The following is a 14993-nucleotide window of genomic DNA, read 5'->3' as shown; positions in this document are numbered from 1 at the left end:
GAAAACTCCCCGAGATAGTATCACCGCGTGAGTCGACTGGGGCATGAGGTGCTGGCAGCAGTTCTCCAGGTCCGGTCCCGGTCACTGCAGGTCCTGCTCTGGCAGCGCGCCCGCGAACCCCAGGTAGGCAGGTGGGCACTCCCCGGTGGCCGGCTCGGTGCCGTCGAGGACGTCGAGAGTTCCGTACGACGACAGCTCGCCGAGAAGGTCGACGTACGCCAGCTGTCCCACGTCGAGCAGCTCGCGGTGTTCAGCGCACCCGACCGGATGCCCGGGCCGCGGGTGCTCGCCACCGCGTTCCTCGGCCTGGTGCCGAGCGACAACGACCCGGAGCTCCCCGAGGACACCCGGTGGTTCCCGATCGACGACCTGCCGAAGACCGCGTTCGACCACGAGGCCATCGTGCTGCGTGCCCGCGACCGGCTGCGGTCCAAGCTGTCGTACACCAATCTCGGGTTCGCCCTCGCTCCCCCGACCTTCACCGTCTCCGAGCTCCGCGGGGTCTACTCCGCGGCACTCGGGCACCGGGTGTCGGCGACCAACCTGCAGCGGGTGCTCACCCGGCGCGGGCAGCTGGAGGCGACCGGCCAGACCGCGGGCTCCGGGCCGACCGGCGGCCGCCCCGCCGCGTTGTTCCGGTTCACCTGCCGGGACATGTTCATCACCGACCCGTTCGCGGTGCTCCGTCCGCCGACCGTGCGCAGCTGAAGCGCGAGGACTCCTGATGCCGAACCCCCGTACCGCACACCCGATCGGCGTCACCGGCGCCACCGGCCGGCTCGGTGGACGGGTCGCGCGGCGGCTGGCCGCCGCGGGCGCCGGTCAGCGACTCGTCGTCCGGGACCCGGCGCGGGCACCGCACCTGCCGGGTGCGTCGGTCGTGAGTGCGGCGTTCGGTGACCGTTCGGCTGTCCACACCGCTCTGGAGGGAGTGCCAGCCGTCCTCATGGTGTCGGCGTCGGAAACCCCGGACCGGGTGACACAGCACCAGGCGTTCGTCGACGCGTCCGCGGCCGCGGGCGTCGAACACCTGGTGTACATCTCCTTCCACGGAGCCGCACCGGACTGCACGTTCACCCTCGGCCGCGACCACTGGGCGACCGAGCAGCACATCCGCGCCTCCGGTCTCCGGTTCACCTTCCTGCGCGACAACCTCTACGCCGACTTCCTGCCGGCCATGGTCGGTGACGACGACGTGATCCGGGGCCCGGCCGGTGAGGGACGCGTCGCGGCGGTGGCCCAGGACGACATCGCCGACGCCGCCTCCGCCGTCCTGCTCGACCCGGGAGCACACGTCGGAGCGACCTACTCCCTGACCGGGCCGCGGGCCCTGTCCATGGACGATGTCGCGCGCACGATGACCGCCGAGCTGGGACGCCCGGTGCGCTACCGGAACGAGACGATCGAGGAGGCGTACGCGTCCCGCGCGGGCTACGGAGCACCGCGGTGGCAGGTCGACGCCTGGGTGTCGACGTACACCGCCATCGCCAACGGCGAGGTCGCCGGCGTGACCGGCGACATCCCCCAGCTGACCGGGCATCCCGCGACCGAGTTCTCCGCACTCCTTCGCCGTGGCGGGTCCGCCTACTAGGACAGGGCCGGTCACCCCGCCTCATCGCGCAGTGTCCCCCTCCGGACAGCCTCTGTACGCCTGCTCGCGCCTGCCACGGGGCTCCGCACTCATGCCCCTCGGGCCGGCCTGGGACTCTGTGCCCATGGACCTGCTGCTGCTCTCCAACTCCCGCGCCCCCGGCCAGGAGTTTCTCGCCCACGCGCTGGACGAGATCGACGACTTCCTCGGCGCCAACCGCCGGTTGACGTTCGTGCCGTACGCGTCGTCGGACCATGACGGTTACACGGCGGTCATGGCCGCGGCCCTCGCGGCCCGCGGGATCACCGTCGTCGGGGTGCACACCGTGGCCGACCCGAGACAGGAGGCGGCCCGAGCCGAGGCCGTCTTCGTCGGCGGCGGCAACTCCTTCCGGCTGTTGAAGGCGTTGTACGCGACCGGGCTGCTGGAGACGATCGGTGACCGGGTGCGTGCCGGCGAACTGCGGTACCTGGGTGCGAGTGCGGGCAGCAACATGGCCGCTCCGACGCTTCGTACGACCAACGACATGCCGATCGTCTCGCCGCCGTCCTTCGAGACGTTCGGGTTCGTTCCGTTCCAGATCAACCCCCACTACCTCGACCCAGCTCCGGCGAGCACCCACATGGGCGAGACGCGGGAGGAGCGGATCCTGGAGTTCCTGGAGGAGAACGACGTGCCGGTGCTGGGACTCCGGGAAGGCGCCTGGCTGCGGGTCGACGGGGCGGTGGCCCGCCTCGGCGGCGTCAACGGCGCGCGGTTGTTCGGCCGCGGCTCCGAGCCGGCCGAACTCGTCCCCGGCGAGGATGCGTCCCACCTGTTGTCCACCACGCCGCGGTACGACCTGACCGGCTGAGCCAGCGACGGGACCCGTGGTTGTACTGGCCGTCCACGACAGCCGACCCACAGATCCGCTTACACCGCAGGGGTTCGGGTCACCGCTGACTCTCCTGTCATGGCCGGAGTACGTTCTGGTGCAGGTCCACCCACTCGGGCGGGATGTACTCAGGGTGGCCGTGGGCACCCATCCGCACGGTCCAGCCTTTGTGGTGAACGAAGGTGTGGTGCGTCCGGCACAACAGCACCCCGTTCGCGAGATCGGTGGGTCCGAGGTCGTCCCAGGCGGTCATGTGATGAGCGATGCAGCGGCGTTCGGGGACCTGGCATTCGGGGAAGTGGCAGTGGGATCCGTCGCGGACGGCGATGGCTCGGCGTTGGGCTTCGGTGAAGAACCTGTCAGCCATGCCGACGTCGAGGACCTCTCCGTTGCCGCCGAGTACGACGGGGATGATGTTCGCGTCGCACGCCAGCCTCCGGATCGTGGCGACGGAGAGCGGCTCCCCACGTAGGCCGGCGATGCGGGCCGACCCGCCACCACCACACTTCTGACACCCGTCGCGGGAGTCGATGTAGCCGTCGGGGTCGTCGCGGTCGTAGGGGTTGTCGCGGTCGTAGGGGTTGTCGCGGTCGTAGGGGTTGTCGCGGTCGTAGGGGTTGTCGCGGTCGTAGGGGTTGTCGCGGTCGTAGGGGTTGTCGCGGTCGTAGGGGTTGTCGCGGTCGTAGGGGTTGTCGCGGTCGTAGGGGTTGTCGCGGTCGTAGGGGTTGTCGCGGTCGTGTGGGGCGCTCGTGTCGTCGGGGCCGAGGGCAGCCTCGGGCTCCGCCGCGCCCTCTTCGGGTTCGGCGTCCTCGTCTTCGGTCCCGAGGTTGTCGTCCTCGGGTCCGGTATATGTTTCCGTATCCCCGGTGGCTGGTTCGGGTTGCGGATCCCATCGGGGTCCCGGCTCAGTTTCGGGGCCGGTACCGGTGGCGGTGTTCGGTTGTGGGGGCTGGCCGGGTTCTCGCGGTGCGGGTATTCGCTCCGCGACCCCGGCCGGCGGGTCCGGCTGACCGGGTGGTGGTTTCTCATTGCCTGGTTGACCTTTCGAGGCGGTCGCTGTGGTCTCCGCGCCGACCGGAGCCGCCACCGGGTCGCCGGTACCGGCCTGGCTGTTGGGCTGGACGGGGTCGCTGTTCACGTCCGGGTCGTCGAGGTCGGCAGGCTCGGCGGTTTCGCCGGGGCCGCTCGTCGCGTCCAGGTCACCGGCATCGGCCGGGTCGCCGGACTGGACGGGGTCACTTGTCATATCCGGCTCACCGGCGTCGCCGAGGTCACCGGTCTCGCCGGCGTCAGCAAGCTCGGCGGTGGGGCCGCTCGTGTCGTCGGGTTCGGTGACTCCTTGGCCCGGACGGGGTTCCAGCCTGAGGTCATTGGCGTTCTCGCCGGGCTCGGCGTTCCTGGGTTCGCCGGTGCTGGGTTCGCCGGTGCTGGGCGCAGCGTTCTTGGGCTTGCCGGCCGCGCCGGTGCTGGGCGCGGCTTTCGCGGGCTTGCTGTCCTCGGTGCCGTCGGCGTTCTTGCTGGGCTTGCGGGCCTTGCGCTTGGTGGCCTGGCGCTGGGCTTGGCGTTTGGCGTCGGGGGTTTGGCATCCGCAGGGCATGGGGCGGACGGGGTTGAGGTCGTCGATGGTGCCGAACCCGATGCCGTTCACGAGTTGCTGCAGGTGGATCAGCACGGTGACGCAGTCTCTGCCACGTCCGCGGTTGGGGGAGGCTTCCCACTCGGCCATCGCGGCGACGAGTTCGGCGAACGCGTCCCCACGCCGCTGGTCCAGCGGCCGGTCATCGGGTGCTTGGGCGTTGTCGCGGGCGATGAGCATCTCGATGATCTTGCGGAGTTGTTCCATCTCCAGCACCGGTAACTTGATCACCACTGTCTCCGACCCGGGGATGCCGTTCGGGATGTATTTCAGGGACCGTGCACACTGCGCGGCCTGTTCCTCGTCGCCGAGTTCCTTACCGAGCCGTCTCTCCCACTCCTCGGGTGCGAGGTACTGCAGCAGCGCCCGCCCCAACACCCGCACGTCGTCGGGATTACGCCGCCTGGCTTCGTCGATCAGATACTCCTCAGCCTTCACCCGTTGTTCGAGACTGATCCACTTGGGCAGGTCGGTGATCGCGGCGGCGATCACCTGGGCGTGCCGAAAGGAGACCTCCCCGCGTGCCATGGCGCGGGCCGTCAGGGTGATGGTGCGGTCCAGGTCGCGGGCCAGGTTGACGGTGGCGTAGGAGTCCTTCGTGCCCATCCGCTGCGTGGTGCGCAGCCACGCCGCCGTGGTCGCCGCACCGGTGGTCTTGCCGATGTCGCAGGCCTCGGCCTGACGTACCCACCCGAGCTTCAGCGCGTCGAACCGGGACTCCTCCACGGTCAGTTCGCCGATCAGGTCACCGAGGGCGCGGGCGTCGACGTAGGTGGTGGGGGTGGACAGGGCGTCGTCGAGTCCGGCGCGGAACATACCGACCGCAGCCTTCAACCGGGCGACGGTGCCATGGCCGCCGCTGCCGGGAAGGTCCTGCGTCGTCGAATGCATGTTCGAACTCTACCGGCTGCCACCGACCTCTAACTCGTCGTCCACAAGGGAAAGCCGATCCGCCACCTGTGGACAAGAACCTGGCACGCAGTCGGTCAGGGCGTCTCGCGCGCGAGGTCGAGCAGCCGCCCGAATACACCCCCCAGCCGCAGACCGTCGTGCTCGTGCTCGTTGGTGATCCACGGGGTGAGTCGGGCGACGGCGTTCGCGGTCGCCAGCGAGTGTTCGCGAGCGACGTACATGTCCTCGTAGTAGACCGCGGCGTACGTCGGAACCTCGTTGCGGGCAAGGCGATCCGGGTCGTACAGCGCAGTCCAGTCGTCCTTGGCCGCCAGCAGGTCCGCGGCCTCCCGCAGCGGCATCAGCGCGGGGTCGACGTCGAAGACGAACGGGTAGATCATCTCGCCGGTGAACAGGAACGGCGTGTCCGGCCCGAGGGCGAACTCCGGGCGCTGCGCGTACAGGCGTTCGGCCGACCAGTCCGAGGCCTCGCCCTGGCAGTAGATGGACTCGTGCACCACCGCGTACAACGGGTTGGTCGCGAAACTCACCCCGCCCGCGACGCCGGCCAGGAACGTGTCGGACAACTCCGGCCCGTCCACCCCGTCGACGAACGCCTCCTCCAGCAGGTAGTGCAGGCCGTCGAAGTTGCCCCGCATGCCCAGCCCCATGCCCGCCGTCTGGAACCGCCGGGCGGTGAGGCGTTCACCCGTCGGCAGGTGAACCTCGTTGTGGCGCAGGTGTTCCACGATCCGTGCACACAGGTCGCGATCACCGGGATGGCGGCCGAAGTACCGTGCGTTCTTCTCCGCCGTGCGCTCGTAGGTGAGCGCGTACACCTCGTCCGCGCCGGCGCGCAGGGGCGGCAGCCCACCGGTGACGAACACCTCCCTGAGTCCCTCCGGCGCGAAGGAGAGGTAGGTGAGGGCGCAGAAGCCGCCGTAACTCTGGCCGAGCGCGCTCCACGGCTGGTCTGCCTGGAGCTCGCGGCGCAGGAGTTCGGCGTCGGCGACGATCGAGTCGGCGCGGAAGTGGGTGAGGTAGTCCGCCTGGGCCCGGGCGTCGCCGCGTCGCGGCAGGGTCTGCCGGTTGGCCGGGGTGGACAGGCCGGTCCCGCGCTGGTCGAGGAGGACCACGCGGTAGTCACGCAGGGCCCGGTCGAGCCAACCGCTCCGGCTGGTCGGGCGGTGACCCTTGCCACCGGGCCCACCCTGCAGGTAGACCAGCCGCGGCAGGTCGGCGTCGGCCTTGGCCGCGTCCACCACCTCGCGCGCGTAGACCTCGATCCGCTCGCCGCCGGGTCGGGCGTGGTCGAGGGGTACGTCGAGGAAGTACTCGGTGCACGCAAGGTCTCGTTGACGGTAGGTCCGCGACCGCACGGACGCCTCCTTCGCTCGGTGGCCGGCGGCACCCGGCCGCCGGCGGTCCTCGACCGGGCCGGACCGGGCGCTGGCCCGCCGACGTCGATCGCTCCCCCGTCAAGATAGGGGGATGCCGCGTCTCCGCGTCCCGGCGCCGTTCCTGCCAGTGGCCAAAAGCGGTGGTCGGGTGGGGAAGACGTGGCGAAAGATCGCCGGTCCGCTTACATATGCGGCATGACCATTCGGTGGGAGCGCCCCGGACCTGTGCGCGGCCGGATTCTGTTGGTACACGGCGAGCTGTCCCAGTCCTCCACGTGGTGGTGGGCGGGCCCCGCGCTGGCCGACCAGGGATGGCAGGTGAGTACGGTCGACCTGCCCGGCCACGGCGACAGACCGCACGACGGGCACCCGCTGGACCTGCCGACCCTCGTGCAGGGCGTCGCCGAACGCCTGCCCGGCCGGGTCGACGTCATCGCGGGCCACGGCCTGGGCGCGGTCGTCGCCCTGGCCTTGGCGAACCGGTTCGTCGACCTCGCCCAGGCCGTCGTTCTGGAGGAGCCGCTCAGCTCCCGGGAGGAGGACCGCAGCGCCCTGGTCGAGGCGGTCGTCGCGGCGACCACGGTCGCGCGTTCGGACCTCGAACACCTCGAACTCCAACTCCGCGGCAACCATCCGCAGTGGCGTCCGGAGGACATCTCACACGCGACCGAGGCGATCGCCGCCACCGACGCCGAGCAGCTCCTGGCCGGTCTGCGCCTGCCGCGCCCGTGGGACCTGCCCGCCCTGGTCGGCACTCTGCGCGTCCCCGCGTTGTTCCTCGTCGCTCCCGACGAACCCCACCCGTCCGGAACCGGCCGGCTGAGCACGTTGCGCGGGCTGGACCGGCTGGCCGCGGAGCGGTGCGTTCCCGCCGATCGGTTCGTCGTGCTGCCCGGCGGCCACCACCTGCACCGCGACGTTCCCGAGCAGTGGCTGCGGGCGGTGACGAGCTTCGCCGACGAGGTGTGCCCGCCCCGGGAGGACTGACGTCGCCCAGCCGTACGGACCGGTCGGTCGTACGGGCTGGTCAGTCGTACGGTCCGTCGTGCGGGTCGGTCAGTCGTGCGGGTCGTTGGCGCGCAGCCGGAGCGCCGTCACCGCCGCCGACCGCCCGGTGTCGCTCAACAGGTGAACGCCCTTGTACGCGGCGACCACGAGGGGCAGCCGGCCCGCGGCGATCTCCGCCGCGTCGCCGGCCCCGACGGGGCGTGCGGTCACCTCGAAGCCGCCGGCGTCACCAGCACCGGCGTGATCGCGGTCATCGGCGTCACAGGCGTCGGCGCCATCGGCGTCATCGGCCTCGGATCCGCTCTGGACGGTCCCCCCGCAGTCCGGGCAGATCTCGTCCTCGGTGACGTCCTCGTCCAGCTCGCCTCCCCAGCCCTCCGGGTCGTACGTCACGAAACCGAACATCGCCCCGCGCCGCAGCCAGATCCAGATCGCCGCCTGGGTCAGCCGCCAGTGGACCGGCTCGCCCTCGGGCGTGCGGAACATCGGCGACACCATCTCGTGGGCGGCCGCCGCCATCTGCACCCAGTACGTCGGCTTGGTCAGCAGCATCGCCGCCGCGACCTCGTTCACCGCCTGGTCGTACGGCGAGTCGCCGAGCCAGGCCCGTGCCGCGAGCTCCCACAGCTTGACCGGCTCCTCCAGTGCGGCCCGCCCCCGCGCCGACAGGCGGAGCATCCCCTGCCGCTTCGCGACCAGCTTGTGATGGCGGACCAGAACGTGCAGGTCCCGCAGCTGCGGGAGGTCCAGCTCACGGGTCACCCGGCCGGGCGCCGGCTTCCAGCCGAACAGCTCGTCGGCCTCGCGGGCGATCTCCGGCGGTAGGTAGCCGCGCTGGGTGAGCCGCACGCCGTCGCCGATCCGGGCGAGCAGCCACACCAGCGGCTCGGGCTCGGCGGAGGGCACCGTCACCGGGCGGTGGATCAGCGGCTCGACCAGGCCGAGGACGCGGCCGCGGATCTGCGGACCCGCGTCGATCCAGGTCTCCCGGCGGTCCTTGTGGATGACGTCGAGGGGGCGCTCGTTGTGGAAGTACCGCGACGGCGTGGTGAGCCAGCGTTCGGTCAGCGCCTGCTGCTTGCGCCGCCAGCCAGGCCGGCCGGGTTCGTACTCCCCGGCGATGATCGCCGTCTCCAGCACCCGCTGCAGTTCGTCGTAGGCGCTTGCCTCGGCGCTGCTGACGCTCCGGCGCCAGGTGAGCAGTTCGGTGTCGGGTGGGTTGGTGCCGGTGCGTTCGATCGCGGCGTTGGCCGCCTCGATTCCCTCCTCGCGCGAGCGGGCGTACGCACCGAACACCTCCGCGGTCTCCGGCGAGCGGGCGAGCCCGGCGAGGGTGGGCCGGCTGGCGAGCTCCAGCAGTTGGGCGGACGCCTCCGCGACCCGCGGCCACTCCTGCGACGGCATCCCCCAGGTGACCGGCAGCAGGATCCAGAGGAAGCGCTGGATCTCGATCTGGCCGACCTCGCTGAAGTCCCGGAGGTCGCCCACCAGGAGGTCGACGACGTTGCGGGCGTCGTCGACGAGTTCCTCGGGCATCCGCGCCAGCAGCATGTCGTGGCGACCCATCCGGCAACATCCTCTCCAGCTGGTGATCACTGGCGTCTCCAGGATCACACAAGGCGCCGATCGAGGACGAGACGATCTCGGGCGAGTTCCAGGTCGACGCAGTCGATACTGGACCATGTCGCGGACCCGTCACGAGATCGACCCGAGCACGCTGACGACCGGCGCCCTGTCGGCCGGCCGACCCAAGGGCCACCAGTTGCGCAAGATACTGGAGGACCTGGCCGGACGCTTGCCGCCAGGCGCGCTGCTGCCGTCCGAACGCGTCCTCGCCGACCACTTCGAGATCTCCCGAACGACCGTACGCCAGGAAATCCAACGACTGGTCACCGACGGTGTCCTCTTCCGGCGACATGGGCACGGGACCGTCGTCGCCGAACCCCGTCCCGCGCACACCGACCTGCTCACGTCGTTCAGCAGGGACATGCGGGCCCGCGGCCTGTCCCCCGGCTCCCGGGTGCTGTCCTCGTCGGTGGAGCCTGCCGGCCCCCGGCTGGCGACGCGGCTGGAGGTCGAGCCGGGCTCACCCGTGCTGCACCTCGTACGCCTGCGCACCGCCGACGGGGATCCGATGGCGCGGGAGAGTACGGACGTGTCCCTGGCCAGGTTTCCGGGCCTGGACGAGCTCGCGTGGGAGCGGCACTCGTTGTTCGACACGCTGGAGGAACGCTTCGGTGTACGACCCGCGACCAGCGAGGCCCGCATCCTCGCGGTGCTGCCGGAGGCGCACGACGCCGAACTCCTGGAGGTCGCCCTCGACCAGCCCTGCCTGCTGATCGAGGCGGTGACCCGGGACGGCGGCGGCCGGGTGCTGGAGGCCGAACGCTCTCTCTACCGCGGCGACAGGTACGACGTCCTGGCCCGGGCGAGGCGCGGCGCCGGCCACCACGGAGACCCGGCGGACGGGAACGGCAGCGGGAACGGCGGCGGGAACGGCAACGGCCGAGACGTACGACAGAAAGCAACATGAGGGGATCCACCTGTGGAAAACAACTCACTCAGGTGGCGAAAATGGCGCACTATCAGGTATGGCCACTTCCAGGTCGGACCTTCGCGATCCGGCCGCGGCTCTCGCCGGGATCGCCCGGCGTCACCAGCTGCGGCCCGGCATGGTCATCATCGGGCTCCTCGAGCACCCCAGCACCATCCAGCACCTGCTCGACACGACCGTTCTCTACGACGCCGCCCAGGCGCCGGAGCAGGCCCGCCACTGCGGCGTCCTGATCCAGCGGGCGGCGGAGCGGTTGTTCGGGCCGCGGCTGATCCTCGGCCAGCCGCGACATACCTTCCTGACCGTCGTCGTACGCCGGGGTCCGCTGGTCGTCACCAGCGAGGACCAGCGGTGGTTCGACGGCTGGCGGGAGGCCGAACACCGGCTGCCGGTGCTGGACGGGACGCTGGTCCTGTTGACCGACCAGGGCTGGATGTGCGCCGGTAACAAGCGGATCGGGTTCCTGCCCGCGTTGGTGGCGTGAGCTCCGTACGCCGGGAGATCCGAGCCGGGTATCCATCATGTGACCGATGACCTGCGGCCGACCGCGCGAGGCCTTATGCTCGCGATCGGTTTGGTCGGAGGAGTACGTCATGCCCGCACGGTTCAACGCGCCGCCCAACTGGCCGGTCCCGTCAGGCTGGACTCCGCCTCCCCACTGGAAGCCGGACCCCGCGTGGGGCCCACCGCCCTACGGCTGGCAGGTGTGGGTAGAGGAGTCGCCGTCGCGCTCGGCCTGCCGACGCCGCCAGATGCTCGTCGCGGTCGGGGTCGTCGCCGGTCTGGGCAGCGTGGTCGGCTACGTCCAGGCCTTCTCCGCGCCCGAGCCCGAGCCCGCGACGACGTTCACCACCAACACCGAGGACGCGGGTGACCCGGCCGCCGAGCGCCCGGCGCGGGCACGTCGGGAAGGTGTCGGTCCCGCCGCTCCCAGCGCCGAGGTCGACGTCTCCCGGCGAGACCCCGCGCCCTACACCGTCTCACCGCCGGACGTGGAGTCGCCGCCGCCGACCTCGAAACCGCGGTCGCCGGCCTCGCAGGGAGGGCGTCCCGGCGGAGCGGACGAGCGGCCGGCGTCCCCGAACGCGACGCCTCCGCCCGACGCGCTGGACGGCCCGGGCACGGACGCACCCGGAGAGCGGCCGCCCCACGCGCCCGGCCCGCGCACCCGGCCCGGCCACGATGCCGACGGGCGCCCGGACCGCCTTGGCGACGGCCGGGATCCGGGCCGGGACCGCCCGCACCGGCGTCCCCGCTTCGAGCACCCCGTGGAAACCCTCCGCACCACCCGGCCGGCGACCCCGGCCACCCCGGCACCCACCACGCCGGCACCCACCACGCCTGCTCCCGCCACCCCCACACCGGAGCCCACCCCGTCCGCGACGCCCACCCCGCCGTCGGTTCCGGGCTCCGCCGCCGGCGGCCGCGGCCGGGGCCACGCCTCATGAAGGCCGGCGCCGGCGCACCGGCGTCCGCGAGCGACCTCGCGGGTGAGTGGACCCGGGACCGGATCCTGGCCGCCGCGGCGGACTGGGTCTGGGTGCCCGACGGCGCCTCGGAGGTACGTACCGACGACTACCACCTGATCGCCTACCCGGAATGGTTCTCCTCCGGCACCCAGGTCGCCTGGTGCCGGTCCGAGCGTCCCGCGGACGCGCTCGTCCAGGAGGTCGCCGGTCAGGTACGCCGGTGGGGCCGGGACCAGGTGAGCTGGTGGCTGTCCGCCGCGAGCCGCCCCGCGGACCTCGAACCCTGGTTGCGCACCGCGGGTGCGGCGCTCAGTGAAACCGTGGACGTCCTCGCGTACGACCTGACCGGCCCGCTCCCCGACGTCGGCGCGGTCGACGTCCGGTGCGTGCCCGTGGACGACGCCCAGACCCTGGCCGACGCGCACCTGGTGTCGCGGGAGGTGTGGGGGGGAGAGCCGCCCCCGGCGGAGCAACTGGACCGCGAACTCGCCGAGTGCGCGCGGCCGATCGGTGAGCGCGAGGAGTTCCGGGTGGTGGCGTACGCCGGAAACGAGCCCGCCTCCATGGGCGGCTGCACCCTCGCCGGCGGGGTGGCCAGGTTGTGGGGTGCCGCGACCCGTCCCGCGTTGCGCGGCGGCGGCGCCTACCGCGCCGTTCTGCTGACCAGGCTGGCCATCGCCCGCGACCACGGCGCGACCCTGGGCCTGGTGAAGGGCCGGGTGGCGACGTCGGGTCCCATCCTGCGCCGGGCCGGCTTCTCGGCGTACGGTCGCGAACGCAGGTATCTCCTGCCGGTGTGACCCGGGGACCACCGCCCCGTCGCCGCCCCGTCAGGTCTCCGCCTGCTCGGCGAACTCCGCGCGCACCCCCAGCAGCCGGACCGCCCGGTCGCCGCCGTGCCGGTCCGTTCGCTCCTGTGCGGAGAACTTCTCCAGCGCCGCCAGCGCGCCCGCCTCGATCGCGGCCGGGTCACTGGTCGGTGCGGGCAGCCGCACGCTGCGGGTCAGCGTCACGAACGGCGCGAAGCGCACCTTGATCCCCACCCGCGCCGCCGGCCGGCCCTCCGCCCGTACGTCCTCGGCCACCCGGGCGGCGAGCAGGACGACCTGCGCCCGAACGGCGGTCCAGTCGGTGAGGTTCTCCTGGAACGTCGTCTCCCGGCTGCGTGAGCGCGGGACGTACGGCGTGCCGACCACCGGGGAGGTGTCCGCGCCACGGGCGAGCCGGCGGTACCACGGGCCCATCGTCGGGCCCAGCCGGTCCGCGAGCAGGTGCGGGTCCGCGGCCGCGAGCCCGCGCACGCTGTCGATCCCGAGGTCGGCGAGCTTGCGGGCGGTCTTCGTCCCGATCCCCCACAGCGCGTCGGTGCGCAGGTCGCCCATCACCGTCCACCAGTTGTCCTCGGTGAGCCGGAACACCCCGGCGGGCTTGCCGAAACCGGTGGCCAGCTTCGCGCGGAGCTTGTTGTCCCCGATGCCGACCGAGCAGTTCAGCCGGGTCCGTTCCCGCACCGCGTGCCGGATGTCGTGGGCCAGCGACTCGGGGTCGTCGGTGTGCACCTCCAGGAACGCCTCGTCCCAGCCCATCACCTCGACCACGGCGGGGAACTCCCGCAGGGTGTCCATCACCCGCGCCGACGCCTCTTCGTAGACCGGATGATCGGCGGCCAGGAACACCGCGTCCGGGCACCGCTTGGCGGCGGTCCACAGCGGCATCCCCGACCGCACCCCGAACTCGCGGGCCTCGTACGACGCGGTGGCCACCACCCCACGCTGGGTCGGGTCGCCGGAACCCCCGACCACCACCGGCCGGCCGGCGAGCTCGGGGCGGCGGAGCACCTCGACGGCGGCGATGAACTGGTCGAGGTCGACGTGCAGGACCCAGCGCCGGATGACCACGTACCCAGTCTGCCCGCAGGCGGGGCCTGTCAGTGCGGGAGCGGCGCCGCCTGCTCGCGCTCCACCGTCGTGGCGATCCCCTCGTCCACGACCGTCGCACCGTCGGTGCGTGCCCCGCCGGACCCGCGGGTGCGGGGCTCCGACGGCGCGAGAACGAGCGCGATCGCGAGGACGCCGAGCACTCCGGCCGCGATCACCCCGGCCATCGGGACGGCCGTGTGCGAGCCGAGCGAGCCGATGAACGGGCCGGCGGCTGCGCCCACCATGAACTGCGTCATCCCGACCATGGCCGCGGCCGTGCCCGCCGACTCCGGGTGCCGGTTCAGCGCCAGCGCGCCGGCGTTCGGCAGCACCAGGCCGATGCTCGTCATCAGCGCGAACAGCGGCACCGCCAGCCCCGCCAGCCCGAACGCGCCGGTCGTGGCGGTGAACACCAGGGCCACCGCCGCGGTGACGCTGAGCCACAGCGCCCGCCGCAGGATCTGGAACGGCGGGACCCGCAGCACGAGGCGCGCGTTCCACTGGCTGGCGGCGACCAGGCCGACGGAGTTCATGCCGAACAGCAGGCCGTACGTCTGCGGGGACACCCCGTGCACCACCTGGTAGGCGAACGGCGAGCCGGAGACGTAGCCGAAGATGGCGAGGAAGCCGAACGCCGACATCCCGGCGTACCCCACGTAGCGCCGGTCGCGCACCAGCATGCGGTAGGTGCGCAGCGTGCCCACGACCCCACCCGTCCGGCGGCGTTCGGCGGTCAGCGTCTCCCGGACGAAGACCGCGACGACACCGGTCATCACCAGCCCGAACGCCGCGAGCAGCCAGAACAGCCCGCGCCAGCCGGTGAGGCCGAGCAGCTGGCCGCCCAGGGTCGGCGCGATCACGGGCGCCACCCCCATCACCAGCAGCAGCCGGCTCAGGATGCTGGCGACCATCGGGCCGTCCACGAGGTCGCGTACCAGGGCCTGGGCGAGTACCGCTCCGGCGGAGCCGGCCAGCCCCTGCAGGAAGCGGCCGGCGGCCAGCGCCTCCACCGTGGGCGCGAGCGCGCAGAGCACCGAGGCGACGGCGTACCCCGCCATGCCGACCAGCAACGGGCGGCGGCGGCCGATCGCGTCGGACAGCGGGCCGATCAGCGCCTGGCCGACCGCCAGGCCCACCAGGCACGCGGTGAGAGTGAGCTGCACCAGCGGCTCGGTGGTGTGTAGCGAGCGGGCGAGCTCTGGGAACGCGGGGAGGTACAGGTCGATCGACATCGGGCCGATCGCGGTGATCGAGCCGAGGAGCAGGACCAGCAGAGGCATCCGGGGCACGCCGGCATTGCCGGCGGAGGTACGCACAGTGGACTCCGAAGCAGTTCGTTGGTGGTACGGGCGAGCGGGTGTACGCAGGCCGAGCGCCGGGTCACGGCACGCCATCCGAAAGGAGCGCGGGGCGTGGTCGACGACGGGACGATCAGCGCAGGTGTTGGAAGGCGAGGCGGATCGGCCGGGCGACGCTGCCCACATCGTGCCTCAGCGACATCGATACCCCGAGCATTCCACGGCGCCGAAGTGACTCACATCACAACCGGGCCGGTCAGGCGTGGAGGGCCGGAACATTTCACACAGCGTTTACCGGGCCGGACATCGGACATCCGGAGCGACCTTCCGGGGACGGCGTCGGCTTTCCCGGG

Annotated in this window: 13 protein-coding genes; 8 read left to right on the top strand and 5 right to left on the bottom strand. The window is 72.0% G+C overall.

Annotated elements, in window-relative coordinates:
- The first annotated feature begins 27 nt into the window (after positions 1-27).
- From FHR37_RS06430 to pepE, 3 genes are all read left to right on the top strand, one after another.
- A complete protein-coding gene (locus FHR37_RS06430) occupies positions 28-708 on the top strand; it encodes an NUDIX hydrolase (protein WP_092883024.1) in 681 nt (226 codons plus the stop codon).
- A 16-nt stretch (positions 709-724) separates the two neighbouring features.
- Complete coding sequence (locus FHR37_RS06425; protein ID WP_092883025.1) at positions 725-1591, top strand: SDR family oxidoreductase; 867 nt, start codon at positions 725-727, stop codon at positions 1589-1591.
- Between the two features lie 124 nt (positions 1592-1715).
- On the top strand, positions 1716-2444 hold the full coding sequence (gene pepE / locus FHR37_RS06420; protein WP_092883026.1) for a dipeptidase PepE: 729 nt from the start codon (positions 1716-1718) through the stop codon (positions 2442-2444).
- Positions 2445-2541: 97 nt separating this feature from the next.
- Here the strand turns inward: pepE and FHR37_RS06415 are convergent, their stop codons facing one another.
- Entirely contained in the window at positions 2542-4992 is a 2451-nt protein-coding gene (locus tag FHR37_RS06415; protein ID WP_179770984.1) for a DUF222 domain-containing protein, read from the bottom strand.
- A gap of 95 nt (positions 4993-5087) precedes the next feature.
- The gene (locus FHR37_RS06410) at positions 5088-6371 is read right to left on the bottom strand and encodes an alpha/beta fold hydrolase (protein ID WP_092883027.1); all 1284 of its coding nucleotides are present in this window, start codon (positions 6369-6371) and stop codon (positions 5088-5090) included.
- A gap of 216 nt (positions 6372-6587) precedes the next feature.
- Here FHR37_RS06410 and FHR37_RS06405 point away from each other — a divergent pair, with 216 nt between their 5' ends.
- A complete protein-coding gene (locus tag FHR37_RS06405) occupies positions 6588-7379 on the top strand; it encodes an alpha/beta fold hydrolase (protein WP_092883028.1) in 792 nt (263 codons plus the stop codon).
- Positions 7380-7448: 69 nt separating this feature from the next.
- Here the strand turns inward: FHR37_RS06405 and FHR37_RS06400 are convergent, their stop codons facing one another.
- Entirely contained in the window at positions 7449-8966 is a 1518-nt protein-coding gene (locus FHR37_RS06400; RefSeq protein ID WP_092883029.1) for a hypothetical protein, read from the bottom strand.
- Positions 8967-9081: 115 nt separating this feature from the next.
- On the opposite strand from FHR37_RS06400, the gene FHR37_RS06395 reads away from it, so the two are divergent.
- From FHR37_RS06395 to FHR37_RS06380, 4 genes are all read left to right on the top strand, one after another.
- Positions 9082-9933 (top strand): GntR family transcriptional regulator, encoded by an 852-nt coding sequence (locus tag FHR37_RS06395; RefSeq protein WP_092883030.1) that lies wholly within the window; start codon positions 9082-9084, stop codon positions 9931-9933.
- Between the two features lie 58 nt (positions 9934-9991).
- On the top strand, positions 9992-10438 hold the full coding sequence (locus tag FHR37_RS06390) for a hypothetical protein (RefSeq protein ID WP_092883031.1): 447 nt from the start codon (positions 9992-9994) through the stop codon (positions 10436-10438).
- A gap of 109 nt (positions 10439-10547) precedes the next feature.
- Positions 10548-11402, top strand: coding sequence for a hypothetical protein (locus tag FHR37_RS06385; RefSeq protein ID WP_139238908.1), 855 nt, complete (start codon positions 10548-10550; stop codon positions 11400-11402).
- Positions 11399-12223, top strand: coding sequence for a GNAT family N-acetyltransferase (locus FHR37_RS06380; protein ID WP_092883033.1), 825 nt, complete (start codon positions 11399-11401; stop codon positions 12221-12223). The genes FHR37_RS06385 and FHR37_RS06380 overlap by 4 nt, the downstream gene beginning before the upstream one ends.
- Before the next feature lie 30 nt (positions 12224-12253).
- Here the strand turns inward: FHR37_RS06380 and FHR37_RS06375 are convergent, their stop codons facing one another.
- Complete coding sequence (locus FHR37_RS06375; RefSeq protein WP_092883034.1) at positions 12254-13321, bottom strand: DNA polymerase IV; 1068 nt, start codon at positions 13319-13321, stop codon at positions 12254-12256.
- A gap of 29 nt (positions 13322-13350) precedes the next feature.
- The gene (locus FHR37_RS06370; protein WP_202884720.1) at positions 13351-14622 is read right to left on the bottom strand and encodes a multidrug effflux MFS transporter; all 1272 of its coding nucleotides are present in this window, start codon (positions 14620-14622) and stop codon (positions 13351-13353) included.
- Positions 14623-14993 lie beyond the last annotated feature (371 nt).

Origin of the sequence: Actinopolymorpha cephalotaxi, from assembly GCF_013408535.1 — a bacterium.
GTDB classification, from domain to species: Bacteria; Actinomycetota; Actinomycetes; order Propionibacteriales; family Actinopolymorphaceae; genus Actinopolymorpha; species Actinopolymorpha cephalotaxi.
Note: the sequence above shows the minus strand (reverse complement) of the source record. Positions and strands in the feature narration are given on the sequence as shown.